This window comes from Gluconobacter cerinus (assembly GCF_002723935.1).
Lineage (GTDB): Bacteria > Pseudomonadota > Alphaproteobacteria > Acetobacterales > Acetobacteraceae > Gluconobacter > Gluconobacter cerinus.
The window spans coordinates 172,600-198,116 of the sequence record NZ_BEWM01000004.1; the positions used below are offsets into that span (position 1 = coordinate 172,600).

The 25,517-nt window shown below is 56.1% G+C and carries 21 protein-coding genes; 16 read left to right on the top strand and 5 right to left on the bottom strand.

The features are described from left to right. Genes cobN through cobJ form a run of 5 tightly spaced genes read left to right on the top strand, consistent with a single transcriptional unit; the run spans position 1 to position 6,659 of the window. Positions 1-3,369: a cobaltochelatase subunit CobN gene (gene cobN / locus GCE01_RS10640; RefSeq protein WP_099212832.1), complete on the top strand. Its 3,369-nt coding sequence runs from the start codon at positions 1-3 to the stop codon at positions 3,367-3,369. After that, complete coding sequence (cobG, locus tag GCE01_RS10645) at positions 3,366-4,550, top strand: precorrin-3B synthase (protein WP_099212833.1); 1,185 nt, start codon at positions 3,366-3,368, stop codon at positions 4,548-4,550. Before cobN ends, cobG begins: the two co-directional genes overlap by 4 nt. Next, entirely contained in the window at positions 4,547-5,188 is a 642-nt protein-coding gene (locus GCE01_RS10650) for a precorrin-8X methylmutase (protein ID WP_099212834.1), read from the top strand. Before cobG ends, GCE01_RS10650 begins: the two co-directional genes overlap by 4 nt. Then, on the top strand, positions 5,185-5,910 hold the full coding sequence (locus tag GCE01_RS10655; protein ID WP_099212835.1) for a precorrin-2 C(20)-methyltransferase: 726 nt from the start codon (positions 5,185-5,187) through the stop codon (positions 5,908-5,910). Before GCE01_RS10650 ends, GCE01_RS10655 begins: the two co-directional genes overlap by 4 nt. After that, a complete protein-coding gene (gene cobJ, locus GCE01_RS10660) occupies positions 5,907-6,659 on the top strand; it encodes a precorrin-3B C(17)-methyltransferase (RefSeq protein ID WP_099212836.1) in 753 nt (250 codons plus the stop codon). The genes GCE01_RS10655 and cobJ overlap by 4 nt, the downstream gene beginning before the upstream one ends. Here cobJ and GCE01_RS10665 read toward each other — a convergent pair. After that, positions 6,632-7,393, bottom strand: a complete 762-nt coding sequence (locus GCE01_RS10665) for a cobalt-precorrin-6A reductase (protein ID WP_099212837.1) — start codon at positions 7,391-7,393, stop codon at positions 6,632-6,634. The genes cobJ and GCE01_RS10665 overlap by 28 nt on opposite strands. Before the next feature lie 29 nt (positions 7,394-7,422). Here GCE01_RS10665 and cbiE point away from each other — a divergent pair, with 29 nt between their 5' ends. The 3 genes from cbiE to cobM are packed head-to-tail and all read left to right on the top strand — an operon-like array spanning position 7,423 to position 9,789. Further along, positions 7,423-8,643 (top strand): precorrin-6y C5,15-methyltransferase (decarboxylating) subunit CbiE, encoded by a 1,221-nt coding sequence (gene cbiE, locus GCE01_RS10670; RefSeq protein WP_099212838.1) that lies wholly within the window; start codon positions 7,423-7,425, stop codon positions 8,641-8,643. Continuing rightward, entirely contained in the window at positions 8,640-9,008 is a 369-nt protein-coding gene (locus GCE01_RS10675) for a cobalamin biosynthesis protein (RefSeq protein WP_086634670.1), read from the top strand. The genes cbiE and GCE01_RS10675 overlap by 4 nt, the downstream gene beginning before the upstream one ends. 13 nt (positions 9,009-9,021) lie before the next feature. Further along, complete coding sequence (gene cobM, locus GCE01_RS10680) at positions 9,022-9,789, top strand: precorrin-4 C(11)-methyltransferase (RefSeq protein ID WP_099212839.1); 768 nt, start codon at positions 9,022-9,024, stop codon at positions 9,787-9,789. On the opposite strand, the gene GCE01_RS10685 is transcribed toward cobM, so the two are convergent. Beyond that, positions 9,753-10,841, bottom strand: coding sequence for a cobalt-precorrin-5B (C(1))-methyltransferase (locus GCE01_RS10685; RefSeq protein WP_167386162.1), 1,089 nt, complete (start codon positions 10,839-10,841; stop codon positions 9,753-9,755). The genes cobM and GCE01_RS10685 overlap by 37 nt on opposite strands. A gap of 62 nt (positions 10,842-10,903) precedes the next feature. On the opposite strand from GCE01_RS10685, the gene GCE01_RS10690 reads away from it, so the two are divergent. The 3 genes from GCE01_RS10690 to GCE01_RS10700 are packed head-to-tail and all read left to right on the top strand — an operon-like array spanning position 10,904 to position 14,303. After that, on the top strand, positions 10,904-12,220 hold the full coding sequence (locus GCE01_RS10690; protein WP_099212841.1) for a cobyrinate a,c-diamide synthase: 1,317 nt from the start codon (positions 10,904-10,906) through the stop codon (positions 12,218-12,220). Positions 12,221-12,222: 2 nt separating this feature from the next. Next, complete coding sequence (gene cobO, locus GCE01_RS10695; protein WP_099212842.1) at positions 12,223-12,831, top strand: cob(I)yrinic acid a,c-diamide adenosyltransferase; 609 nt, start codon at positions 12,223-12,225, stop codon at positions 12,829-12,831. Between the two features lie 29 nt (positions 12,832-12,860). Further along, the gene (locus GCE01_RS10700) at positions 12,861-14,303 is read left to right on the top strand and encodes a cobyric acid synthase (protein WP_099213041.1); all 1,443 of its coding nucleotides are present in this window, start codon (positions 12,861-12,863) and stop codon (positions 14,301-14,303) included. Positions 14,304-14,307: 4 nt separating this feature from the next. On the opposite strand, the gene cbiB is transcribed toward GCE01_RS10700, so the two are convergent. Continuing rightward, positions 14,308-15,300: an adenosylcobinamide-phosphate synthase CbiB gene (gene cbiB, locus GCE01_RS10705; RefSeq protein WP_099212843.1), complete on the bottom strand. Its 993-nt coding sequence runs from the start codon at positions 15,298-15,300 to the stop codon at positions 14,308-14,310. A gap of 36 nt (positions 15,301-15,336) precedes the next feature. Between cbiB and cobD the strand changes: the two genes are divergently transcribed. Together cobD and GCE01_RS10715 are read left to right on the top strand one after the other, a co-directional pair. Further along, the gene (gene cobD, locus GCE01_RS10710) at positions 15,337-16,374 is read left to right on the top strand and encodes a threonine-phosphate decarboxylase CobD (RefSeq protein ID WP_099212844.1); all 1,038 of its coding nucleotides are present in this window, start codon (positions 15,337-15,339) and stop codon (positions 16,372-16,374) included. Further along, positions 16,371-16,952, top strand: a complete 582-nt coding sequence (locus GCE01_RS10715; protein ID WP_099212845.1) for a histidine phosphatase family protein — start codon at positions 16,371-16,373, stop codon at positions 16,950-16,952. The genes cobD and GCE01_RS10715 overlap by 4 nt, the downstream gene beginning before the upstream one ends. Positions 16,953-17,282: 330 nt before the next feature. On the opposite strand, the gene GCE01_RS10720 is transcribed toward GCE01_RS10715, so the two are convergent. Beyond that, entirely contained in the window at positions 17,283-18,398 is a 1,116-nt protein-coding gene (locus GCE01_RS10720; RefSeq protein ID WP_099212846.1) for a PQQ-dependent sugar dehydrogenase, read from the bottom strand. Positions 18,399-18,671: 273 nt separating this feature from the next. Here GCE01_RS10720 and glgP point away from each other — a divergent pair, with 273 nt between their 5' ends. The 3 genes from glgP (at position 18,672) to GCE01_RS10735 (ending at position 23,031) form a co-directional block, all read left to right on the top strand. Next, on the top strand, positions 18,672-21,179 hold the full coding sequence (gene glgP, locus GCE01_RS10725) for an alpha-glucan family phosphorylase (protein ID WP_099212847.1): 2,508 nt from the start codon (positions 18,672-18,674) through the stop codon (positions 21,177-21,179). 50 nt (positions 21,180-21,229) lie between these two features. Further along, on the top strand, positions 21,230-22,729 hold the full coding sequence (locus GCE01_RS10730) for a CYTH and CHAD domain-containing protein (protein WP_244591180.1): 1,500 nt from the start codon (positions 21,230-21,232) through the stop codon (positions 22,727-22,729). Positions 22,730-22,830: 101 nt separating this feature from the next. Then, a complete protein-coding gene (locus tag GCE01_RS10735; protein WP_099212848.1) occupies positions 22,831-23,031 on the top strand; it encodes a hypothetical protein in 201 nt (66 codons plus the stop codon). 8 nt (positions 23,032-23,039) lie between these two features. Here the strand turns inward: GCE01_RS10735 and GCE01_RS10740 are convergent, their stop codons facing one another. Further along, entirely contained in the window at positions 23,040-25,304 is a 2,265-nt protein-coding gene (locus GCE01_RS10740) for a TonB-dependent siderophore receptor (protein WP_244591181.1), read from the bottom strand. Positions 25,305-25,517 lie beyond the last annotated feature (213 nt).

Genomic DNA, 25,517 nt, shown 5'->3' on the forward strand with positions numbered 1-25,517 from the left:
ATGCATCTGCTTGTCCGGGAACGACACGGAATAGACGATCAGGACGTGGCCGAGGATCTCGGTCATGCGCCTGCTGACGTCGTGTTTCTGTCCTTCTCGGATAGCGATCTTCTGGCGCTTGAGCGGGCGTACTCCAATCTGAATGAGCAGACCCCGAACGGCGCAGGTTTTTCGCTGCGGCTGGTCAATCTTGCTCGCCTCCGACACCCCATGTCGGTCGATTTATATATTGAGCAGACCATAGCATCGTCCCGATGCGTCATCGCACGGCTTCTTGGTGGGGTGGATTACTGGCGCTATGGGGCGGAAGAACTCCGGAATTTTTGTAGCAGGAACAGCATTCCACTGGCTCTGTTGCCCGGAGATGCCCGTCAGGATGCACGGCTTGAAGAGTGGTCGAGCGTCGAAGCCGAAAAGCATTCCAGACTTACGGGGTTTCTGAGGGAAGGTGGTCCTGAGAATGCACGTCGTGCCCTTTTGCTCATGGCTCATCTTGCCGGATATGGAGATGACGTTTCAGGGCAACCCGCGGCGCTCCCCCCAGCTGGAATTTATCGCCAGACGACAGCGGATTTTTCTTTAAGAGCCACAATCGTTTTCTACCGCGCTCACCTTCTGGCTGCAGATACAGCAGCGATTGATGGTCTTGCCGATGAACTGGAAAATTCCGGGGTCGCGATAGATGTTCTATATGTCGCATCGCTGAAGAACCCGGATGTTGCCGAGTGGATTCAAACCCGCCTGATTGAAACTCAGCCAGACATTATTCTGAACGCGACTTTCTTTTCTGCGCGCGGAAAAGAGGGGGCATCTCCTCTTGATATTGCTGCTGTTCCTGCTCTTCAGGTTTTGCAGCCTGGTGTGACAGTCTCGGCCTGGGCTGAGAGCGGGCGCGGTTTATCGCAATCCGACCTCGCGATGCAGGTCGTTTTGCCAGAACTTGATGGGCGGATTTCTTCGTCTCCGATCTCCTTCAAATCCGAAACAGTCCCGGGGGATGCGGCAAGGCATGAGCCCTTTCAACCGGGTATTGCCGCTGCTGCAGAGCAAGCTCTCGCATGGGCAAGGCTCAAGAAAACACCGTCGCGCGAGAAGCGTCTTGCGATTGTCCTTTCTGATTATCCCGGTGCGGATGGACAGACTGCACATGCCGTCGGGTTAGATACTTTTGCCAGCCTTGAATCCATCCTGCAGGCCTTGAAACAGGCAGGGTATGACTGTGAAGCTGCGAAAATTCCCACCAATAGGGCGTTGGTGGGAGCTCTGTGTGAAGACCTGCCGCAGCCCTGCTTGTCTCTGAACGATTATAACGAACTCTTTGCGCGCTTGCCCGCTCCCTTCCGGGACGCTGTGACCCAGAGTTGGGGCACCTCTGCGGAAGACCCCGCCGTTCAGGACGGTTCATTCTGTCTTAAATTCGTGGCGCTTGGTAATGTTGTAGTCGCTGTCCAGCCCGATCGTGGCAGCGCGCAGGATCGTAAAGCCCAGTACCACGACCCTGATACACCCCCACGCCATGCCTATATTGCGTTCCACCTCTGGCTACGTCATGTCTGCCAGACAGATGCCATGGTTCATCTTGGAACGCATGGCACACTCGAATGGCTGCCTGGCAAAGCTGTGGCGCTTTCCAATCAGTGCGCTCCCGCCGTTCTTCGCGGCGCTTTGCCGGTTCTTTATCCCTTTATCGTCAACAATCCGGGAGAAGCAGCTTCGGCGAAACGTCGTCTCGGCGCAGTCACCATCGGACATATGACACCGCCTGTTATGAAAGCCGGACTTGATCCGGACATGGCAGAGCTGGAACAACTGATCGATGAGTTTGCAGAGGCGGATGGTCTGGACAGGCGTCGTGGCGCCATTCTGAAGCGTGATATTCTGGACCGAGCCACGCGCATGGGACTTCTAAGCGAAAGTGGTGTCAAAGCGGGGGAAGGCGACGAAGCAGAGGCTCTGGCGCGGCTGGATGCTTATCTGTGTGATGTGAAGGACCTTCAGATCCGTGATGGTCTGCATGTTTTCGGTCAAGTAGCACCACATGCCGAGAAACTGGCCGAAATGGTGTCTTCTGTCGCACAGATGCCCCAGCAAATGGTTGCTACTCTGATCGAAGCCAGCGCAGATGCGGAAATGAAGGCACTTCTGGCCGGGCTGGAAGGACGGTTCATTCAACCCGGGCCGTCTGGTGCTCCGACACGTGGGCGAGTGGATGTTCTGCCGACCGGCCGCAATCTTTTCACGCTTGATCCGAGAGCTGTTCCGACGTCTTCTGCGGTAGAGCTTGCCCGGACGCAGGCAAAGCAGATTCTGCTGTGTCATTTGCAGAACGAGGGCGAGCCGCTTCAAAGCATCGTTATAGATCTATGGGGTTCTTCCACCCTGCGCACGGGAGGAGAGGATCTGGCACTGGCTCTGATCCTGATGGGAGTTGACCCCACGTGGGATGCGTCGAGCGGTCGGGTATCAGGATTTGAAATTACACCGCTGGCTGTTCTCGATCGTCCGCGTGTCGATGTAACACTTCGAATTTCAGGATTGTTCCGGGATGCCTTCCCAGCACAGATTTCTCTTTTCGATCAGGTGGTTGAAGCTGTTTCCTGTTTGGAGGAAGGCGAGGAATGGAACCCGTTGTCTGCCCGTGTGAGAAATCTGGAAGGTGAGGCTCGAAAAATTGCTGGAGCGCGGATCTTTGGTGCAGCGCCCGGTACGTACGGGACAGGCATTGAAGACGCTCTAACGCGGAGTAACTGGGAAGACCGGTCTGAGCTCGGCCAGTCTTATCTGGACGACAACGACTGGATGTATGGCGGCGGCCGTGACGGGACACGTAGCAGCGCAGCATTGGCCCAAAATCTGGCACGGGCAGATGCAATCCTGCATGTGCAGGACCATGCAGAGACGGATATCCTCGAAAGTCCGGATTTTGCTGCTCATGAGGGTGGGCTTGCAGCGGCTGCCGCTCTGCTTGGGGCCGATCCCGTCCTTTGGCATGGCGATACGTCCTGTGCGGACGCGCCCCGTCTTCGGAGAGTTGAAAACGAAGTGAAGCGCATCGTTCGAGGGCGTCTGGCCAATCCCCGTTGGCTGGCAGGGATGCAGCGGCATGACTATCGGGGAGGTGCCGAAATTGCACGGGGACTGGACGCGCTCTGCGCTTTTGCCTCGACCCTTTCTGTTCGGTTTGACCAACAGTTTGACCTAGTCTTTGCCGCAACGCTTGGCGATGACACCTGTGATGCTTTCCTGAAAAGCGCTAACACTCAGGCACGTCAGGCAATGCGCACGCGGTTCCAGGATATGATCCGTCGAGGCCTTTGGCACCCGCGCCTGAATAGTGTCTCTGCGATGTTGGAGAGTGGGAGCGAATGACAGTTCCCCCCCTTGTTCGCGGCTGGTGTCCGGATATGTTCGCGCCGATGGAAGCACGAGACGGATATCTGGTCCGTATCCGTTCCCCGCTCGGTGGTTTTGAGGGGCCACAAGTGCTGGCTATTGCAGAGCTGGCAAGACGTTTCGGAAACGGCGTTGTTGAACTGACCAATCGTGGCAACGTGCAGTTGCGAGGATTTTCTTCGACGAGTGCAAAACTCGCGTTAGAAAGCGCACTGGCAGAAGGGCTTGTAGATCCTGATCCAGCAAAAGAGCGACGAAGGGCCATTCTGGTTTCACCCCTTGCTGGTTGGGATCCTGCATGTAATCCGGAAACATTGGACGTCGCCCAGTCGCTTCAGACGGCGCTTCTTGAAGAAAACGCATTGTCGGCGCTGAGCGGCAAGTTCGGTTGGGCCGTTGATGGTGGCGGGTATGTTCCAGAAGGAACGTTATCAGCTGATATTGCCCTTCAGTCCCGCCCGGATGGATGGTCAGTTGTCTGTGGCGCTATGGAAACCGGAGTGCTGGATAACGCTCGGGCTGTCAGAGCAGCCGTGGTGATGTCCCGGGTTTGTGCAGAAAATTCTGACCTTGGCCGACCATCGCGAGACACCGATATAGCAGCATTCGTCCTCGCGAAGGCCGGGCTAGAGGGCATTCCGTGCAAACGGCAGGGTACTCGTCCGGTGTCTCTCATAGGGCCCCTGCCGGGGAAGGTCATGGGTGTTGGCCTGCCATTTGGTCGATGCCATGCCAAAGACTTGGAGGTTCTTGCCGAACTCGCCGGGACATCACGGCTGCGGGTTACACCTTGTCGTAGTGTTCTCCTGCCGCAGCAGGACGGAACATGGCCCGGCTTCATCACCAGTTCGGTAGATCCATTGTTGAGAGTGGAAGCCTGTATTGGCCGTGCCGGATGTGCGAAAGCCACCGCAGATGTTGTCGAGACAGCCTTGGCTCTGGCATCTGATGTGCCGCCCGGCTGTGTGCTGCATGTTTCAGGCTGCATAAAGGGGTGTGCGCATCCCCGTGCGGCAGATATGACGCTTGTTGCTGATGACGGGCATTATGAGGTTGTGCGCAATGGGCGCACAACAGACACGCCATCATGGCACGACAGGGATATTCCGCAGATACGGGCCTTGTTGCGTCATGAATTGAAGGAGACACAGGTTTGAGCGCCGGACCCTCTTCCTACGACTATATTCGGGATGGCGCGGCCATTTATGCCCGGTCTTTCGCAACGATCCGCGCAGAGGCCGATCTGTCGGGCTTTACGCCCGAGCAGTCCAAAATTGCAGTGCGCATTATCCATGCATGCGGAATGGTGGAGGTCGCAAGATCAGTCGCCATGACGTCTGATCTTGTTAGCAAAGCGCGTGCAGCGTTGCAGGCGGGTAAGCCAATCCTATGTGATTCCGAGATGGTCGCCCATGGTGTTACGCGCGCCCGGTTGCCAGCCAATAATGCAGTTATCTGCACGTTGCGCGATGAACGGACGCCAGACCTGGCCAGACAAATTGGTAATACGCGCTCTGCCGCAGCTCTTGATCTTTGGGGCGATCAGATTGAAGGAGCTGTTGTAGCGATCGGGAATGCCCCGACAGCGCTTTTTCATCTTCTTGAGCTCATTGATGCAGGTGGCCCGCGCCCCGCGGCAATTATCGGTATGCCCGTTGGCTTTGTGGGGGCCGCAGAATCCAAGGACGCACTGGCGGCTCGCTCTGACCTTGCGCATGTCATCGTACGAGGACGGCTGGGCGGAAGCGCCATGGCTGCCGCTGCCCTGAACGCCCTTGCCAGCGAGGCAGAATGACAGCTGCAACAGTTTACGTCGTCGGCGTAGGGCCGGGTGATCCGGAACTTATGACGCTCAAGGCAGCGCGGGTCATTTCAACAGCTCCCGTCATCGCCTATTTCTGCCGTCATGACAAAATGGGTCATGCGCGCAAGATCGCTGACTCGCACATTAAGCCGGGCACGAAAGAGCTGCGTTTTGCGTATCCCTTTACGACGGAGCGCCTCGTTAATGATCCGTCCTACCATCCTGATATGTCGTCGTTTTACGATGAATGTGCGAAGCAGATTGCGGTCGAAATAGAGGCTGGCCGGAGCGTTGCTCTTCTTTGTGAGGGGGACCCGTTTTTGTATGGGTCCGCCATGTATGTGTTTGATCGGCTTGAATCTGTCGGGCCTTGCGAAGTCATTCCCGGAATCACAGGAATGAGTGGATGCTGGACGCAGGCGGCACTCCCTATGACGCATGGTGATGATGTCTTGTGCGTCCTGCCTGCCACTATGCCGGAAGATGATCTGGCTCAGTGGCTGAAGCAGGCTGATGCGGCCGTTGTGATGAAACTGGGACGCAATCTTCCGAAGCTTCGCACAGCACTGGAACGCGCGGGGCGATTGCAGGACGCTGTCTATGTGGAGCGGGGGACGCAAGAAGAGGCTCGTGTTCTACCGTTGAATGACATGAACGGTGCGGCTCCTTATTTCTCTCTGGCGTTGTTGCCAGGGCGCCGGGGTGTCCGGTGAGCCAGATCTTCGTCATTGGTCTCGGGCCGGGAAAGCCCAGCCAGAGAACCCCTGAGGCTGAAGAGGCACTTGCTCAGGCAACAGACGTCATAGGATATGGTCCATACGTGGATCGTGTGGATCTGCCAGCGCATATCACTCGCCATCCATCGGATAATCGTGTCGAACTGGATCGCGCTCGCCATGCTCTTGAGCTTGCGGAGCAGGGGCGTTGTGTGGCGATCGTGTCAGGCGGGGATGCGGGCGTGTTTGGCATGGCAAGCGCCCTGTTTGAAGCCATCGATCACGAACCGGATCGATGGAGTGATATGAATGTCACGGTCATTCCCGGTGTTTCCGCCGTTCTGGCTGCCGCAGCCCGTATTGGCGCGCCCCTCGGGGGAGATTTCTGCGTCATGTCCCTGTCAGATAATCTCAAGCCCTGGGAGACAGTCTGCCGACGTCTGACGTTGGCAGCGCAGGCGGGCTTCGTTATTGCGCTCTACAACCCCCGTTCAAAGGCACGTCCCCGGCAGTTGGGCGAGGCTTTCGAAGTGCTGCGTCAGGAATTGTCTGGAACTGTGCCTGTTGCCTTCGCAAGGGCTATTGGAAGGGCCGATGAACGGCTGCATCTGACGGATCTAGACCATGCTGATCCCGAACTGGTGGATATGAGTACACTTGTCCTGATCGGGACCACTCTGACACATCGCATCGAGCGGCCGGATGGACAGGCATGGCTTTACACGTCCCGGTCTGTGCCCGCGTGATCATGGCGCTCCAACCAGTCCAGCGCGTCTTCGACCGTCGTGACACTCTCCGCTGGCGGAAGCGTCGGGCGGTCAATCATGATAACGGGCAATTTCAATGCTCTGGCGGCAATCAGCTTGGCAGCCGTCGCGTCAGCTCCAGCATTCTTGGTGACGAGAACCTGCACCGCATGATCTCTCATGAGCGCGATTTCGCTGTCCACCGTGAATGGAGGGCGGGCGAGCAGAAGCGTGACGTTAGACGGCAGGGACAAGGGATCAGGCTGGTCTATACTGCGCAGAATGTAGTGATGATGCGGAGCCTTCTGGAACGGCAGCAGGTCCTTGCGGCCCGTCGTCAGAAAGACTGTCTGTGCGGCGGTCCCCAGCGCTTCTACGGCGGCATCAATACTGGGAACGAACGTCCATTGGTCGTCAGGTTGGGCTTCCCAGCTAGGGCGGTCTATCCGCAGCAGAGGAAGGCCCATTCGCACACAGGCCGTCACGGCGTGGCGGCTCATTTGTGCGGCGAACGGATGGGTCGCGTCCACCACCGCATCAATGTTCTCTGTGGCCAGGAACGTTTCCAACCCCGAAATGCCGCCAAATCCGCCAATGCGCACAGGGATTCCGGGAAGAACTGGATTTTTCGTTACGCCAGCAAGAGAAAAGACTGGCTCGAAATCCTTTCTTTCCGCGAGGTGCTGCGCCAGTTGGTTGGCCTGTGTCGTGCCGCCAAGGATCAGAACGCGCATGGATTTGGTTCCTTTGCCGGAGCAGGCCAATGAAGACCCCATGGCTGAGCGTTATCGGAATTGGTGAGGATGGTGTCGAGGGGCTTTCGTCTCTCGCCCGTCAGATCGTTCGTCAGGCCGAGTTTGTGATTGGCGGTGAAAGGCATCTTGAACTGGCTGCGAGTTTGATCTCCGGGCAAGCTGAACCTTGGGGTTCACCGTTTTCATCTGGAGTGCGCCGTGTTCTTGAACGGCGCGGACAGCCCGTCACCGTCCTCGCATCCGGAGATCCGTTCTGCTTTGGTGTGGGAAGCACGTTGGCACGTCATATTCCGCCAGAGGAAATGCTCTGTGTGCCCGCGCCGTCTTCAATATCCTGGGCCTGCGGGCGCCTTGGATGGGCTGAACAGGACGTGCGTGTCGTATCGCTCTGTGGGCGACCAATTGAGACATTGGTTCCGCACCTTCATCGGACTATGCGGCTGATTGTTTTGTCAGAAGACGGTAGCACGCCGAGAAAAGTCAGTCAGTTTTTGACTGGGCGAGGCTTTGGACCCTCTCGCATTCATGTCATGGAACGGGTAGGCGGCCTCAATGAGCAGTCGCGTGTAATCGTGGCTTCGGACGGGCTCGAAGATGTCGATCCTCTAAACCTTATGGGAATTGAAATCGAGGCGGATCCAGGGGCGAAGATGATCCCCCTTTCCAGTGGTTTAGAGGACGATCTGTTTGAGCATGACGGGCAGATTACCAAGCGCGAAATTCGTGCGGTTACGCTTTCAACATTAGCCCCGCATCCCGGAGAACTCCTCTGGGACATTGGTGGAGGGGCCGGGTCTGTGGCTGTTGAGTGGATGCTTCATCATCCCGCCAATCGGGCCATCGTCATTGAGAAAAATCCACTACGGGCGGCGAGAATAGCGAGAAATGCCCTGAATTTAGGTGTGCCAGGACTAAAGATTGTGGAAGGCACTGCGCCTGATGCTTTGCCTGAACTTGAAAGACCAGACGTCGTTTTCATAGGCGGAGGGCTGGCACAGGTGGATATTTTCACGCAGGCGAGAGCCGCACTTCCCGTTGGCGGACGTCTTGTCGCCAATGCCGTAACTCTGGAAGGGGAAGCGGTTCTATCCGCTCAATATACGCGCTATGGCGGGACGCTAACGCGGATCGGCGTTGAGCGGCTTGATGCTGTCGGTGGGCTGCATGCTTTCCGGCCCGCCATGCGCGTGACGCAATATGCGACAGTGATTTCTGAGGACAGGTTATGATCGTCGCGGGTATCGGCTGTCGACCAAAAGTGGACGAACAATCCCTGCTGGACCTCATCATGCGGGTGACGTCTGGCCGCAGGTTCGATCGGCTTGCTGCTCCAGAGTTCAGAAAAGCGGAGCCAGCTATTCCAGAGCTGGCAAAACGTTTGAATGTTGAGCTTGTGTGGATTGATACTGAAAGCCTGACGGAGCGTCAGGTAGAGTGCGAGACCCATTCCGCAATTGCTTTTGAAAAGACAGGATTCAGCTCGGTGGCGGAGGCTTGCGCGCTGGCTGGTGCCGGACCAAAAAGCCGTTTGATCGTTATGCGGCAGAGTGGAAAAGACGTGACCTGTGCTCTTGCGCAGTCAGTTGAGACATGAGGAAAGAGAACGGATGACGGTTCATTTTATTGGTGCAGGACCGGGCGCCGCTGATCTTCTGACGCTGCGAGGCCGCGATCTTCTGGCCTCATGTAAAGTCTGTCTATATGCGGGGTCTATCGTCCCGGCGGAAATGCTGGAGCACTGCCCGCCAGATGCCCGAAAGGTGAACACGGCGCCGTTATCGCTGGACCAGATCGAGCAGGAATACATCCGGGCACACGCTGAAGGGCAGGACGTCGCGCGTCTTCATTCTGGGGATCTGTCTATCTACAGCGCGGTTGCCGAACAGACGCGCCGCCTGGATAGGCTCGGTATTCCCTGGACAATGACGCCGGGAGTGCCTGCATTTGCGGCAGCAGCATCTGTCTTGGGCCGGGAACTCACTGTCCCTGAAGTTGCGCAGACCGTCGTGCTGACCCGCGTCAGTGGCCGAGCGTCTTCCATGCCAGCGCGTGAAACGCTCTCAGCCTATGCTGCTACCGGCGCTACACTGGCCATTCACCTGGCAGTGCATGCGCTGGACCGCATCGTCACTGAGTTGCTGCCACATTACGGAGCAGAATGCCCTGTGGCGGTGGTGGCACGTGCAAGCTGGCCGGACCAGATGACCATTCGCGGCACGCTTGGGACACTTCTTGAAAAAGCGGCAGCTAACCCAGTGGAGCGCACCGCTCTGGTTTTGGTTGGTCCCGCGCTGGCGGTTGATGAATTTCGGGAGAGTGCGCTCTATGACCCGGATTATCAGCGCCGGTTCAGGTCTGGATCATCAGCCAGATGACTGCGTCCTACGCAGTTGCCTTGTCGGTTAAAAACCATAACGTCCAAAGCGATACTGTTGTCTTCCAGAACGCTGCTGGCGAACTGGTACGCAGCCCGGGCGATGTGATTACCCAGCGGAATATTCTGCCCGGAAGCAAGAAGAAATGCTTCTGCGACCGTGGGGGAAACTACAATAGCATCGGCCAATTCCGCGCTCGCGCCTGCCTGCGTTGCCAGGGCCGCCAGAGCCGGCATATCTGCGGCCCCTCGCTTGGAATGCAGATCCATCCGGCCCTGAGCCAACTTGGTCATCTTGGCGATGCCTCCGCCGATTGTAAGGCGAGGGACCGGGTGTCGACGAATATATTTCAGGACGCCACCTGCAAAGTCACCCATTTCGATCAGGGCTGTTTCAGGCAATCTGTAGAACGCCTGAACAGCGCGTTCGGAAACATCTCCTGTGGTCGCGGCCAGATGTGGCAGGTTCAGAGCGCGCGCGACGTCGATCCCACGATGAATGCTGTCAATCCAGGCCGAACAGGAGAAGGGCACGACAATTCCCGTTGTACCCAGAATGGACAACCCGCCGACAATGCCCAGCCGACTATTCAGGGTTTTTCTGGCCAGCGTAACGCCATTTTCAACACTGATTGTGACCTCAGCGGAGGCACCCTGAAGTGCGAGACGGATCATCTGGCGGGGGACGGGGTTAATGGCCGGTTCCCCCGGCAGAAGGGGAAGACCCGGGCGCGTAATTGTTCCAACACCATCGCCTGCGCGAAAAATAATATCTTGCCCCTCCGGCAATTGGCGCACATCTGCCCGGATAAGGGCGCCATGCGTAACATCGGGGTCGTCTCCGGCATCCTTGACGACCGCTGCCCAGGCGCCCGTTTTGTTCATCCCATGAGCAGCCAGTGCAAATGCCGCCTGTTTGCCGCCAGGCAGCTCGATGGACACGGGATCAGGAAACGCTCCAGTCTGGAGCGCTATCCATGCAGCTTTGGCCGCTGCGGTTGCGCAGCTTCCAGTCGTCCAGCCATATCGCAGAGGGGAGCCTTGGGCAGTCATCGAAGACAGGATACGATATTTCATGCTGAAAGCGAGACATGCCATCAGAAAGGATCGCTGATATGACCCGTGCGATCATGATTGCTGCGCCTCGCTCAGGGGGGGGTAAAACGACCGCCACGCTTGGTATTCTGTCAGCTCTGAGGGCCAGAAATATCGAAATTCAGGCCGCCAAGACAGGCCCGGATTATATTGATCCAGCGTTTCATGAGGTTGCAACCGGGCGTTCCAGCTTGAACCTCGATAGCTGGGTGATGACGCCTGAGCTTCTCGAGAGCATGCTGGCGCGTGCGGCCGAAGGTGCGGATCTTTTGGTCGTTGAATCTGCTATGGGGCTGTTCGACGGCTTGCTGGGGCCTGCTGACGCGCGCGGTGCACCGTCCGATATTGCGGCTCGTTTCGGTATTCCAGTTATTCTTGTGCTGGATGTATCAGGGCAGGGTCAGTCTGCCGCGGCCATTGCTCACGGTTTCGCCACGCTCGATCCCGCTCTGCATGTTGCTGGTGTCATCCTCAACCAGGTTGCGTCCCCACGACATCTGGCTATGGCTCGCGAGGCCATTCTGGCCGCAGGTATCCCTGTTTTGGGTGCATACATGCGGGACACCACTCTGAAACTTCCGGAGCGACATCTTGGCCTTGTGCAGGCACGGGAACAGGACACACTGAAAGACCTTCTTGCTAGCCTGCGGGAGAGGACGGAAAGTTCGCTTGACCTCGATGCCATCATGGCCGCGGCAGCACCTCTCACTATTGAGGATCATGGCTGTGTTGCCATAAGCCCTCCGGGGCAAAGGATTGCGGTTGCCGATGATGCCGCGTTTTCGTTCCTTTATGGGCATGTGGCGCAGAGTTGGAAGAATGCAGGAGCCGAGCTTGTTCCGTTTTCTCCGCTGGCAGATCAAGGGCCAGATGAAGACTGTGATGTCTGCTGGCTTCCGGGGGGATATCCAGAATTACATGCTGAACAACTGGCGGCATCCCGTCACTTTCAATCCCGTCTGGTGAAGTTCTCGGAGACACGACCAGTTCATGGAGAATGCGGAGGCTTCATGGCGCTGGGAGAGTTTCTGGAAGATGCAAACGGTGTGACGCATAAGATGGTGGGCCTTCTGGGGCACGGAACCAGCTTTGCAAAGCGTAAAATGAATCTGGGATATCGTGAGGCGATACTGGCAACAGACTGCGCGCTGGGGTCAAAAGGCAGTATCTTTCGGGGACATGAATTTCATTATGCCCGCGTGATCCAGGCCGGAACGGACGAGCCTCTCGCAACCTTGAGAGATGGCTACGGCAATGATCTTGGGATGGCTGGAGGTTGTCGTGGGCTGGTGTCCGGATCATTTTTTCACGTGATGGCACGTAGAGACAGGAAGTGAGCATGAACACCACGGATGATGCGGCCCGGCACCGGGAGAAAATGCAGAAACGCAAAGACGTGCAGGACAAAGAAGTCGCGTCAAAGACTGTCGAAAAAGGCGTTCTGGCGGTTCACACAGGCCCGGGGAAAGGTAAGTCTACCGCAGCCTTTGGCCTCGCGCTGCGTGCGCTGGGCCATGGAAAGCGGGTTGTTGTCGTGCAGTTTATCAAGGGCGCCTGGGTGACTGGAGAGCGTGCTGCGTTGGAACGCTTTGACGATCTGGTAGAGTGGCACACGATGGGCGAGGGGTTCACCTGGGAAACGCAGGATCGCTCAAAGGATATTGCTGCCTGCGCCCGGGCGTGGGAGGTGGCGCAAGCTGCCCTGAAACGCGACGATGTCGCTCTTGTGGTTCTCGATGAACTGAATATCGCCCTGCGATACGACTATCTGCCCTTGGAGCAGGTTCTGGAGGACCTGAAAGCGCGTCCTGTCATGCAGCATGTCGTCATAACCGGGCGCAATGCTAAACCAGCCCTTGTGGACGCTGCGGATCTGGTGACGGAAATGACACTGGTAAAACATCATTTCAGTGCAGGCGTGAAAGCTCAGGCCGGGTTCGAATTCTGATGACGCAGCGGAAGGGCCCCAGGGCTCTCATGTTTCAGGGAACGGGCTCCAGCGTTGGGAAATCTGTGCTTGTTGCAGGGATTGCCCGAGCCCTGACACGACGTGGCCTCACAGTGCGTCCGTTCAAGCCTCAGAACATGTCAAACAACGCTGCCGTGACCAGAGACGGGGGCGAAATTGGGCGCGCCCAGGCTCTTCAGGCTCGTGCCTGCGGGGTTCCTCCCACCGTGGACATGAATCCTGTGCTGTTGAAGCCGCAGAGCGAAACAGGATCCCAGCTTGTCGTTCGAGGGAAAGTGCGAGGAACCGTGCGGGCCCGTGCTTATCAGGACGTTAAAACAACTCTCATGCCAGACGTGTTGTCCGCGTTTCGCACTTTGGCGGCAGAAGCTGATATCGTTTTGATTGAAGGGGCCGGATCGGCTTCAGAGGTCAATCTGCGGGAAAATGACATTGCCAATATGGGTTTTGCCGAAGCCGCCGATGTGGACGTCGTGCTCATTGGTGATATCGACCGGGGGGGAGTGATTGCCAGCCTTGTCGGAACCAAAATGGTACTGTCAGAGCAGGACGCAGGGCGGATCAAGGGATTTATCGTAAACAAAATGCGTGGAGACGCCTCGCTTTTTACCGACGGCATGAACATTATTTTACGCCAGACGGGGTGGGAAAAGCTTGGTCTTGTCACACACTGTGCGCATGTTGGTGACCTGCCCGCTGAAGACGCATCTGATCTTGTGAACGAAACGCCAGTAGGCGACGGCTTACGGGTTGTCGTGCCGCAGCTACCCACGATCGCCAATTTCGATGATTTAGACCCTTTGCGATCTGATCCGGGCGTCACTCTGGAGATCGTGGCACCTGGTCGGCCACTTCCAGTTTGTGACCTTGTAATCATACCAGGCTCGAAGGCGACTATTTCTGATCTGGCATTTTTCAAGAAACAGGGATGGGACATAGACCTGAAGGCGCATACCCGGCGTGGCGGTCGTGTTCTTGGCATCTGCGGCGGATATCAGATGCTTGGAAAATCTATTGAGGATAATGAAGGGATCGAAGGCCCCCCGGGTCTCGTTGAGGGCTTGAGCGTACTAGACGTGCAGACAGTCCTGACGAGTGACAAGCGTTTGACCGAGGTAAGGGGATTACTGGTGCCGGAGGGCGTCCCGCTCACGGGCTATGAAATTCATGTCGGGCGAACGACTGGTCCGGCTACTCAGAGGCCATTTGCAACGATAGACGGTGAGCCTGAAGGTGCCGTTTCGCCTGACGGTCGTATTTGGGGAACCTATCTACACGGGGTTCTGTCTGGTGGAAACGCGCGGAAAGCTCTTCTTTCACGTGTAGGGCGCGCCGGGTCTGACCTTCAGGACCATGATGAGCGGGTTGAGGCTGCGCTGGATGCCTGGGCGGATCATCTTGAAGCCTGTATTGACCTGGATGCGCTACTTGCATTGGCCCGACCTGTCTGATCCTTCAAATGCAGAATAGACCAGAAAGAACGGCCAGAGCCACGCCCTGAAAAATGCACGCCCGACGGTAGAGTTGAAGCGCACGCCAAAGATCATTAGCAGTCGCGGTGGCGCGTCCGTCGCCCATCCATGAATCATTGACCAGAATACCGTCATAAACTCTGGGGCCAGCTAATTTTAGTCCTAAGGCTCCTGCCATAGCAGCTTCTGGCCATCCGGCGTTGGGGGAGCGATGATTGCGCGCATCACGCCGAACGGCACGAAATGCATTCGTTGAATTGGCACCGGGGATCGTGAAAGCCGCCAGAAAGATCCAGAGAGCGGAGAGGCGGGAGCCTGGGAGATTGACCAGATCATCCAGCTTCGCAGAGGCCCATCCGAAGGCTTTATGACGGGGGGTAAGGTGGCCGATCATGCTGTCTGCTGTGTTAATAGACTTGTAAGCCGTTGTGCCCGGCAAGCCAAAGAGGGCAGTCCAGAAAAGCGGCGCAACAATTCCATCTGAAAAATTCTCGGCCAGACTTTCAATGGCGGCCCGTATGACGCCAGCTTCATCCAGCTGTTCCGGATCGCGGCCAACAATCATGGACACGGCTTTCCTGCCCGCTGCCACACCGCTTTCCTGCAAGCCCGTGTGAACTGCCCTGACATGCTCCCACAGGGAGCGCTGGGCAATCAGAGTGCTGCCCACAGCGCCTTCGATCCCCCAGGCAACGAGAGGAGGAAAGAGAAGGTCCAGGGCCTGAATGGCCGTGTAGATAATCAGAGTGGGAAGACCGAAAAGAATGGCCAAACTTACAATACCGCCTAGACGTTGCCGGAAAGCGCTATCGTGTGAGCGGTTGAGTGAACGATCCAGTCGCGCGATAAGGGCACCAATCCACATGACTGGATGGCCAATTTTGCGAAAAAGCCAGTTCGGGTAACCGAAAGCGGCTTCAATCGCACAGGCCAGACAGGCGACAGAGAATGTGTGGGACAGGGGAGAGAAAGTCATGGGCCTGCGTGTTTCATCCAGATGCCGTGATCTAGCATGATGCCTACGGTGCTGGAAAACATGCCGATCCATGGTGGCCAGGTGCGGCAGGTTATGAAGCGGTTTCCCCACGCTCCAAAGCCCTTCATCGATCTCTCCACGGGTATCAGCCCGTACGAATACCCTCTTGCCCCCTTGGATGTCGCGGTTCTCACTAGGCTGCCAGAAGCAGCGGACGAGGAAGCGCTTTTAGCGGCCGCTACGACAGCCTACGGCGTACCGAATGCAGGCATGATTGTTGCGGGGCCAGGCACACAGCTGCTGATTGCGTTGCTGCCCTTGGCTCTGAAAGCGGAAAAAGTCGTTATTTTTGGTCCCACTTACTCCGGCCACGAACAGGCGTGGAGAAATGCGGGAGTGGGCGTGTCGATCGTGACGGATCTTCAGGCATTCAGGGCTGCTGCAGGACGAGCGGGGACTGTATATGTCGTCTGTAATCCGAATAATCCAGACGGACGACGCCTGCCTGTCGAGATACTTTTAGAACTCTCGGATCGTTGCGCGACATCCGGTGGCTGGTTAGTCGTCGATGAGGCGTATGCGGATTTCGATCATGAAAGTGCTGCCTCGTCTTTTCCTCGGGCAGGACTCTTGGTTTTGCGCTCTTTTGGGAAAACCTACGGGTTACCCGGTGTCCGCCTTGGTTTTTTAATCGCCTCTGACGGAACAGCGGATCGACTTCGGTCCATGATGGGGGACTGGGCGGTAAGCGCTCTGGCTCTGTCCGCGGGACGGCAAGCACTGTCGGATCAGGAGTGGTTGAACAGCACCAAAGGTCGATTGGAGCGGGATGCCAAGCGCCTTGTAAACCTACTGAAGGGATCGGGTCTCGTCGTTAAAGGAAACACCCTTCTGTTCTGCCTGGTGAGTTTGAATGAGGCTGCTTCGCTGTGGACCTTCCTCTGTGAACGCGGGATCGTGACCCGTGCGTTCCCTGAGCGGCCAACGGAGCTGAGGTTTGGTTTGCCGCGGGATAGCGCGAGTTGGGACCGCTTGGAACGCGCGCTCCATGATTGGTCAGAGATCGCAAAATGAAGCTGTTCTGCTTTGCCCTTCCATCGCTCCCGTCTTCGAAGCGAAGCATTTTTCCACCGAAAGACGAACTGCGTGATGTGACGAGTATGGAACCTGCGTTCTGGCCAAAATCTCTACCCATCCTGATAGGGCGTGCGGCAGATGTTGAGTGGATTGAGGCGTATTCCAAGTGCGCTGTCACCGTGGACGAACGGCTTCGCGGCCGTGATTACGGTGACTGGTGCGGGCAGAGCCTTAAAGCCTTATCGCCTGGAAGTCTGTCAGAGTGGATGACAGACCCCGATTTTTCGCCGCCTTCCGGTGAAAGCCATAAGGAGATGTATGTCCGTCTTGCAGAGTGGCTGTCGAATATCCGTGACGCGGAAAAGTCTGTGATCCTGGGTGTGGATGCTGATGTTGTGCGGGGGCTTGTTCTGCTAGCGATGGGCTTGAATGCAGAAGCGGCAGGGAAGCTTGATATTCTCCCGCAGAGCTGGAACGTCCTGTCTTTTTACAGGACGTGGAGGGTGCAGGCCCTTTCGGTTCCAGACAACAGAATAACGTCTGAAATTATTTTCGGTTCAGAAAGCGATCGTTAATCCAAGCTGCGGCGCCCACGGCCACAAGGATGGGGCCGAGAATAAAAAGTACCGCTGCAAGGGCTACTAAAATAATAATACCGAAAGACATTTTCTTTTTTCCTTATTCAGGATGAAAACTGTTACGCTCTGAAGCACGTTTGCCATAGTTCATGCGCATATTCGCCAAGTTTATGCTTCACAATAACCTCTGAAAAGGGGAACGATATGCGTTATTTTCTCATGATTCTACTCGGGGCTGTCGTCACCCGCTTCTGGCTGCGGATAGCCTCCGTTCAGACGGTTCCGCGTGTCTCGTCACCTGTCCGGGCTCTTCCAACTTTATGACAGTTATTTCTGTACGACAGGAGTATAGGTCAACCTGTAGAGCGACCCGGAAAAATCGTCGCTAACGAGGATACTGCCGTCGGGCATCGGCTGAACATCCACTGGGCGGCCAAAGGTCCGCCCATCGCGATGAAAGCCCCAGATTAACTTCTTTGGCTGTTGCGGATGGCCCTCTTTATCAAATTTGACGGAGACGACCTGATACCCTGATGGAACACTTCTGTTCCATGATCCATGCTCCGCAATCAGCAATGCACCTGTCAAAGAGCGCGCTGCGGCTGAGCCATCGTAAAATCGCAGCCCCAATGCGGCGACATGGGCTCCAAGCTTCAGGGCAGGCGGAGTAAACTCACCGCACGAGTGGCCTTTTCCGTAATGAGGGTCCGGGACGTCTCCCTGATGGCAATATGGATAGCCGAAAGACTGCCGGGGCTGGGTAAGGGTGTTTAGTTCGTCAGAAGGGACGTCATCGCCCATCATGTCCCGGCCATTATCCGTAAACCACAGGTCTTTTCCTGTTCGCCGCCATGCGAGACCAACTGAATTGCGAATGCCGTAAGCAACGTCCTGCCTGTCCGTGCCGTCGGGATTCATGCTGATGATTTTTCCGAGATCGTGCCCCACGTCGCAAACGTTGCAAGGTGCGCCAATGGTCACATACAGCCTGCCATCCGGCCCGAAAGCGATAAACTTCCAGAAATGGTCGCCGTCTTTAAAAGGCAGGTGATCCGTAATGACTTCCGGTTCGGGCGGATTGTCTAGGTAGTTCTCGATATTTCGTAGAACCAGAATGCGTTCGGGTTCCGCGATGTAGAGATCTCCATCATGGTATGCCACGCCTGAAGGGGTTTCGAGGCCGCTGGCAAGTGTCCTGATTTGAACGGGACTGCCTGCATCACCCACTCCAGAGACTGCATAGACCTTTCCGGGCCCCATGGAGCCAAGGAAAACAGTTCCTCTGTCTCCAAGGGCGATTTCACGTGCTCCACGGACCTGTGCCGATATAACGTCCAAATGAAACCCGGGCGCGACAGACAGGCCTTCAGACAAAGGAGCACCCCATGCAGGCAGGGTCAGGCACGAGCCTATCACTGAGAATAGCAAAAGTTGCCGGAGCATGATGCACCTCATCAATGTGAAGCAGGGCTTGAAGGACAGCGCTGGTAACCGCAACGGACGAATGGCTCAGAGGTTTTCAGGTGTTCAGTTACTCTTCCATTTGAAAATGTGATGTCACGAAGAATGTCTGGAGCTCCAAAGCCCTGATACTTCCTCGGTTCTGACGCGTTAGAGGTCCAGTTGCTGCCTTAATGAACGCATTCTGTCCGTCTCTCTGAACATGTTCACCATGTTGGAGAGCGAGTGAGAACAGTCATGGGAGTTTCCAGGTCTATGGTTGACACTTCCCCCCGTAAGCCGCGCGCAGCAGAAGCCGCACTGCGCATGCTGGCACTTGATCTGCATTGGACATGGAATCACGAGGCGGATCTGCTGTGGCAGACGATCAATCCGGATCTTTGGTCCCGAACGTGTAATCCCTGGATAACCCTGACCCGAACACCTAAAGCACAACTGTGGGAAGCTCTACAGAACCCGGATGTCCGCAATCTATTGAAGGCCAGTATGGAGCGCCGGAAATATGAGTTGGAGCGTTCCACCTGGTTTGCGGAGAAATATGCGGACGCGGAACTGTCTGAAGTCGCCTATTTCAGCATGGAGTATATGCTGAGCGAGGCACTTCCCATCTATTCTGGCGGGCTCGGGAATGTTGCTGCAGACCAGCTGAAAGCCGCGAGTGATCTGGGTGTTCCTGTTGTTGCGGTCGGGCTTCTCTATGCGCAGGGTTATTTTCGCCAGGTTATTACTCCGGCAGGTGAACAACGGGCGCTCTACCCATTCAATGACCCTGACCAGCTTCCGATACAGCCCGTCCTCACGCCGGATGGGGACTGGTTCCGGCTCTCTGTCCAAACGGCAACCGGAGAGATCTGGCTTCGCGCCTGGAAAGCCGTCGTAGGTCGGACGACACTGTACCTTCTGGATACGAACGATCCCTCCAATCCGCCCGCTGTTCGCTGCATCACGACCCAACTCTACGGCGGAGATGCAGAACTGCGGCTGAGGCAGGAGATGGTTCTCGGGATCGGGGGGTGGAGGCTGCTTCATGCTCTAGGGCACCGGCCGGATATTTGCCACCTGAATGAGGGACATGCCGCGTTTGCAGCTCTGGAACGAGCTCGGTGTCTTTCCGAAGAAGAAGGTATTCCTTTCGCGCAGGCGCAGGTCATTGCCCGCGCGGGAACGGTCTTCACGACACATACTGCCGTGCCAGCTGGGTTTGATCGTTTTCCGCCTAAGCTGATTGAGAGCCATCTCACGTTCTATGCTGAAGACCGTCTGGGCATGCCAATTCAGGACTTTCTCGCGCTAGGGCGTCTTGATCCGGCGAATAAAGATGAATTTTTCAACATGGCTTATCTCGCCGTTCGGTGCAGCGGGGCCGTTAATGGCGTGAGCCAGTTGCATGGAGCTGTGAGCCGGTCCTTGTTCACGCCACTTTTCCCGCGTTGGCCGCAAAATGAAGTCCCGATCTCTCATGTGACGAACGGCGTGCACACCCCGACGTGGGATTCAGCATCTGCTGACGAACTCTGGACCCAGGTGGGGGGAAGAAGCAGGTGGGAAGGAGATCTCGAAGGGCTAGGCGATGCCGTTCGTCATCTTGATGACGACACTCTTTGGCGCAGCAGGTGCAACTCCCGGGCGGAGTTTGTTCACGTACTGGGGCAGGAGCTTTCCGCAAGGCAATGCATCGTTGGCGAAGAAGGGTTATGGTGCCTGCCTGCGCCGTCGTTGAACCCGGAGGCGCTGACAATCGGATTTGCGCGCCGGTTTGCCACCTACAAGCGTCCAGACCTCTTGTTGTACGATGAGGAGCGACTTGTCCGGCTGTTGCGGGACGCTCATAGGCCGGTCCAGATCGTTCTATCCGGCAAGGCCCATCCGCAGGATCTGGAAGGGCAGGCCATGATCACACGCTGGGTCCAGTTCTGCCAGCGTCAGGATGTCGTGGGAAAAGTGGTATTCCTCGCGGATTACGACATGGCTCTGGCCCAGAAAATGGTTCAGGGGGTGGATCTGTGGCTGAACACACCGCGGCGTCCCTGGGAGGCCAGCGGGACCAGCGGAATGAAGGTCCTGGTAAATGGCGGGCTTAACCTGTCAGAACTCGATGGATGGTGGGCCGAAGCCTACGCGCCAGAAGTCGGCTGGGCGTTAGGGGACGGCTTAGAGCACGCGGGAGATCCGGCCTACGACCATTCTGATGCACAGGAACTTTACAGGCTCTTGGAAGAGCACGTTCTTCCTGAGTTCTACGAACGCGATGCTGGCGGAATACCTAGGGCGTGGGTCGCGAAGATGCGCGAAAGCATGGCGCGTCTGACGCCTCAGTTTTCCGCAAACCGTACAGTTCGCGATTATACTGAACAGTTTTATCTGACGGGTGCGCAGCGCTACAGGCGTCGCCTGTCTGACCATGGGGTGAGTGCTGGAACGGTTCTCGACAGGCAAAACGCCCTCTCTGCTGACTGGAGTGGCCTAAGGATCGGAGAGGTTATCATTCCTGAGAACGGGGGGGATCAGAAAGCGCATGCCTTCATTCATCCCGGAACTCTCGATCCTACATTGCTGCGTGTTGAACTCTACGCCGACGCTCAGGATGGGCACCCGCGCATCAAGTCCCTGACACAGGGAGAACATCTTCCGGATGGCTGGATTGCCTATACTCTTGAGACTGAGCTTCCTGCCCCCGCGGCAGAGTGTACACTGCGGATCATTCCAGCCGCGGAGATCATGAGTGTTCCGCTCGAAGCGCCTTTTATCCTCTGGCAACGGTAGGACATGAAGGCTTACGCTTCATGTGTCGCCATGCTGGAGGAGAAAGAATAATGATCCGAAGCCTTTTGCCGCAACGTCTGACATTTCGCTTTCTACCAGAAGCATGGCCTCTCGTTCGTCACCACACAGGCATAGCACCCGCTTTGAAAAGCGTGCGACCGAGGCATCGGATCCGGACATTTTACGATACCGCATCCGGCATATTGTCTCGCCACGATTGGGCACTCTCCACCGCGCGAGAAGGCCGTGCGTCAGTTCAGGTGCTTGAGCCTGTTTCCTGGGCCGGGTTACTCAACATGACGCGTCCTGAACAATGGGTCTGGTCCCGGAGAGGATTACGTCCAGATATCAAGCTGCTCGAAGGGACTGAAGCTGCAAAACTCGATTTTTCAGGCATAATTCTGCCAATATACCGCACAGATTTTTGGCAGTTACAGGGGGAGGCAGAGGTTGGTACCAGCAGCCTCAAGGTGACTCTGTCTCGCGGGTCAGTTCAGGCTGGAGAGCAGGCGGAAGCTGTTTGTGCACTGGATTTGACGCTCCTGAGCGGTGAAGCGCGAGATCTGTATGCGTTTGCACACACTTTAAATGATCTTCCCATATGGCTGACGGGCGAGACGCTTCCCATGAGGGGAGTGCGGCTGGCGCTTGGACAGTATGATGAGGATGTCACAGTTCAATCGGCGCTACCTTTCGCGGGAGATATGACGGTTGGGAAAGGGTGGAGCCAGTCTGTTCGTGCTTTTCTGACGGTATTTCTTGCTGCGCAGCCTGCGGCTGAACACGGGAGCGTCGATGCTGTGCATGAGATGCGCGTCGCCGTCAGACGGCTTCGAACGATCCTGAAAGCTTTTCGCCCTCTGTTCCCTAAAGGTGCGTTAGCGAATGAGATGTCAGTTTTTCAGCAGATTGGACGGTTTCTCGGCAATGTTCGAGACTGGGATGTTTTTCAGACCGAAATTCTACCGGCTTATGTGAGCGGGGATATTGCGAGTGAATTCGTTCAGTTAGCCAAAGAAAAGCGAGTGTCTGCACTGGCGGAGATGCGACAGAAACTGACTGATCCGAGCATAACGTCTACGTTACTTTCTCTTGGACACAGCACGGAAGACCCGGCAGCTCTTTTCGGAGCCGAGACTGCTGACGCGCTTTTGGAAGACCATGCCCCTGTTCTGCTCGATCGAATGGCGCGTAAAGTCCAGCATCGGGGTCATCACATCGGGCACCTGTCAGACCGCCAGTTGCATGACGTCCGTAAATCTCTGAAGGGGTTGCGCTATAGTATTGAGAGCATTCTTCCTTTGTATAACGGGAGCCGCGTTGAAACCTATATGGGCCATTGCAAGGATTTGCAGGACCTGTTTGGTCGTTTCAACGATGCAGCAACGGCAGAGGCTCTGGTCAGGCAGGCGATAAAAGAAAGGCCTGACCTCACCGAAGCAGGAAATGCGATCGTTCACATGGCGCATCGGGAGCGGAAAAAGATCCTGAAAAAACTTCCCAAGCGATGGAAGATTTTTTCGAAGGACGTCCCGTTCTGGTGTCAGTGAGTTATTTCCTTGTGTGTAGCGGAAACCTTGGGTCCAGCTCTGATTTATGATCCAAACGGGCAGCCAAAAAGCGTGACTGATTGCCGCAAGGAGCAAAAATCATGGAAAAACGCTGGGTTCTTCTGACAATCATTATCCTGATCGCCGGGCTTATCATGATACTGCTGTGGGCCAGACAGACCGACCCGGGCACGATTGGCCCGGACACCCATACGGAAAAGACGGCCCCTCAAGCTTTGAACGCGGCACATCCATATTTATGGAGCCCCGCGTACAATCAAAGAGTTTATGAAGTTGGCTGAGATTTGCTTCAGAAATTAGAACGGAGCGTAAACATGAAGTTCCGCGGCTCTCCGTAGTAGTTGTAGTAATACAGATTTCCCAGTCGCTGATAATATCGTTTGTTGGCGATATTGTTCAGTGTTGCGGAGAGGGAAAGATATTTGTTCCATTGGTATCCAGCCTGGATGGACCCAATAATGTATCCGCCCTGCGTCACGGTGCGGTTTGTTCCGAATGTACTTGTTTGAGCGTTGAACCCGCCGCCGATACTCCAGACATTCTTTTGTGCCCCGCGATATGGCTCGAACCGGTAGTGTGTCCAGAGCTTCCACAGATGCTTGGGCGAGTTGCCAGCATAGGTTAGGCCAGACTGTGTGGCGCTACCGTTATTGACGATCCGGTTGTCGTTATAAGTATAGCTGGCATTGATATCCCAGCCCTCAAGAGGACGGCCAATCAGCTCTGCTTCAGCACCTTGGCTGCGTGTCTTGCCTGTCGCGACGTAGCAGTCATCCACGCCACCGGGTCCACAGATAGCGCCGATGGTGCCGTTATAGATGGCTTCGTTTTTCTGAATAATTTTGTAGCCGGACAGGGTCATGCCCAGGTGCCCGTGGAAGAACTCTCCCTTGATACCACCTTCGAGCTGATTGCCTCGGACCGGTGCGAGGCGGCCGGTGGTATCAAACGCAGACTGAGGCGAAAAAGTCGAAACGTAGCTGACATAAGCCGTGACATTCGGCCACAGGTGCAGAACGCCGCCGATGTAAGGGGTCAGGATGCCTTGCTGGTCGATATCGGTGCTGGTGGCACCAACAGTTGGGGAAATACGACGTGTTTTGCTGACATACCCGCTCACCCGGCCACCAATCAGGATGGAAAAGCGTGAAACAGGCTTGATCTGTGCCTGACCATACACGCCCCACTGCGTGGATGGCTCCCAGTAGCGGTTGGTAATGGTAGGGAGAGCCAGAGACGGAATGGCATTGTTCGCATTAATCGGGATACCGGCCAGCGCCGTGTAGGTCCGGGAGTTTGCACTGGCACCGCCGCCTTCATAGAGATAGCGATCGTAGTTCGCTCCCATCATCAGAACATGTTTCTGCCCGAAGAGGTGAAGCGGCCCGGTGACGTAGGCGTCCAGGCCATCATTCGTCTCGTCATACCGTGTATTGGCTGCGACGAAATTGCCAGTCTTTGCGGACGCGTTATACGCGTTGAGATAAGCGTATTGCAGTGTGGTGGCTGCGGTTCGGTGACGGTAGTTGAGGCGCCCGCGCCAGCCATGAGAGAACAGATGCTCCAGTTGTGCCTCAACTTCAGTCATCGGGACTTCGGATTTGCCCCAGTTGGCACCCACCAACGTGCTCGTCGGCAAGTTCAGATCCGCGCCATTACTGGCACGGGGAAGCCCCATATAACGGGTTGTATCGTTGCTTTGAGACGTGACGGAGACTGTCAGGGTATCATGCCGCGTTAAGTGCACATCTGTGACGCCATAAATCGTCCAGCGACGATCATAGGCATTGTTGTAGAACTGGTTGCGGTCGGTGCCTGCGACGACAAGTCGTGCCGAGACAATTTTTGAGTGCGCGAGAGGGCCGCCGACATCAAGGGTGGCATGGTAATTGTTCCATGAGCCAGCCGAGAACGAAGCATTGCCCTGAAAGTCATCGGTCGGGCGCTTGTGGACGAAATTGACACTCCCGCCGGGTGTGCTGGAGCCCTGAAGCATGCCGTCTGGTCCACGCAGGACTTCAATACGATCGTAGATGGCCAGATCATACTGTTGGCTTAAAGTCAGCCCACTCATGGACGGAACACCGTCATACTGGGCCTGTAACGAGAAGCCGCGGGCAGTGTATCCGCCCGTTCCGTCGCCATACATATTGACGTTCACGCCCGCGACCTGTTTGAGCGCAGCATCAACCGTATTGAGGTTCTGGTCTTTCATCTGCTGGCTGCTGAGAACCGAAATGGATTGTGGAACGTCCAACGGTTTGAGGAGCATTTTCGTCGTAGAGACCGCAGAAACCGTGTAAGTGCCGGTACCATCCGTAGAGGCATTGCGGCGATGACCTTGCACCAGAAGCTGCTCAATGCTGCCGGGGGTCTCATCTTCTTGTGACGCGTGTTTCTGTTGCGTGCGCTGCGATTTTGATGAAGCGGAACGTTCCTCTTTAAGACCGGTCGTTGAAGCTGATTTCTTACGAGCTTCTGGAGATACGTCATCGGTGGTGGCGGCAAAGGCGCCATTCCACGTGCCTGACAGCAAAAGTGCTGTAAAAAGCATTGGGCCTAGATGTGTACGTTGAGGAACGTTCGACGCTGGAAGTCTCATGGAAAGGGCTAACTGCCTCCTGGAAAATGAATTTTCACGAGAATTTCAGCTGACTTTCCCGCATTTCTAAAGTTACAAATGATATTCATTCTCAGAAACTTCAATCTTTAATTCACGTACCTTCGCAGTTGTTACATTGTAGGCAGCATTCCTGCGACGTTGAGC

Coding starts and splice junctions, on each gene's coding strand:
- cobN (WP_099212832.1), top strand. CDS start 1: ATGCATCTGCTTGTCCGGGAACGACACGGAATAGACGATCAGGACGTG.
- cobG (WP_099212833.1), top strand. CDS start 3,366: ATGACAGTTCCCCCCCTTGTTCGCGGCTGGTGTCCGGATATGTTCGCG.
- GCE01_RS10655 (WP_099212835.1), top strand. CDS start 5,185: ATGACAGCTGCAACAGTTTACGTCGTCGGCGTAGGGCCGGGTGATCCG.
- GCE01_RS10665 (WP_099212837.1), bottom strand. CDS start 7,393: ATGCGCGTTCTGATCCTTGGCGGCACGACACAGGCCAACCAACTGGCG.
- cbiE (WP_099212838.1), top strand. CDS start 7,423: ATGAAGACCCCATGGCTGAGCGTTATCGGAATTGGTGAGGATGGTGTC.
- GCE01_RS10675 (WP_086634670.1), top strand. CDS start 8,640: ATGATCGTCGCGGGTATCGGCTGTCGACCAAAAGTGGACGAACAATCC.
- cobM (WP_099212839.1), top strand. CDS start 9,022: ATGACGGTTCATTTTATTGGTGCAGGACCGGGCGCCGCTGATCTTCTG.
- GCE01_RS10685 (WP_167386162.1), bottom strand. CDS start 10,841: ATGACTGCCCAAGGCTCCCCTCTGCGATATGGCTGGACGACTGGAAGC.
- GCE01_RS10690 (WP_099212841.1), top strand. CDS start 10,904: ATGACCCGTGCGATCATGATTGCTGCGCCTCGCTCAGGGGGGGGTAAA.
- cobO (WP_099212842.1), top strand. CDS start 12,223: ATGAACACCACGGATGATGCGGCCCGGCACCGGGAGAAAATGCAGAAA.
- GCE01_RS10700 (WP_099213041.1), top strand. CDS start 12,861: ATGTTTCAGGGAACGGGCTCCAGCGTTGGGAAATCTGTGCTTGTTGCA.
- cbiB (WP_099212843.1), bottom strand. CDS start 15,300: ATGACTTTCTCTCCCCTGTCCCACACATTCTCTGTCGCCTGTCTGGCC.
- cobD (WP_099212844.1), top strand. CDS start 15,337: ATGATGCCTACGGTGCTGGAAAACATGCCGATCCATGGTGGCCAGGTG.
- GCE01_RS10715 (WP_099212845.1), top strand. CDS start 16,371: ATGAAGCTGTTCTGCTTTGCCCTTCCATCGCTCCCGTCTTCGAAGCGA.
- GCE01_RS10720 (WP_099212846.1), bottom strand. CDS start 18,398: ATGCTCCGGCAACTTTTGCTATTCTCAGTGATAGGCTCGTGCCTGACC.
- glgP (WP_099212847.1), top strand. CDS start 18,672: ATGGTTGACACTTCCCCCCGTAAGCCGCGCGCAGCAGAAGCCGCACTG.
- GCE01_RS10730 (WP_244591180.1), top strand. CDS start 21,230: ATGATCCGAAGCCTTTTGCCGCAACGTCTGACATTTCGCTTTCTACCA.
- GCE01_RS10735 (WP_099212848.1), top strand. CDS start 22,831: ATGGAAAAACGCTGGGTTCTTCTGACAATCATTATCCTGATCGCCGGG.
- GCE01_RS10740 (WP_244591181.1), bottom strand. CDS start 25,304: ATGCTTTTTACAGCACTTTTGCTGTCAGGCACGTGGAATGGCGCCTTT.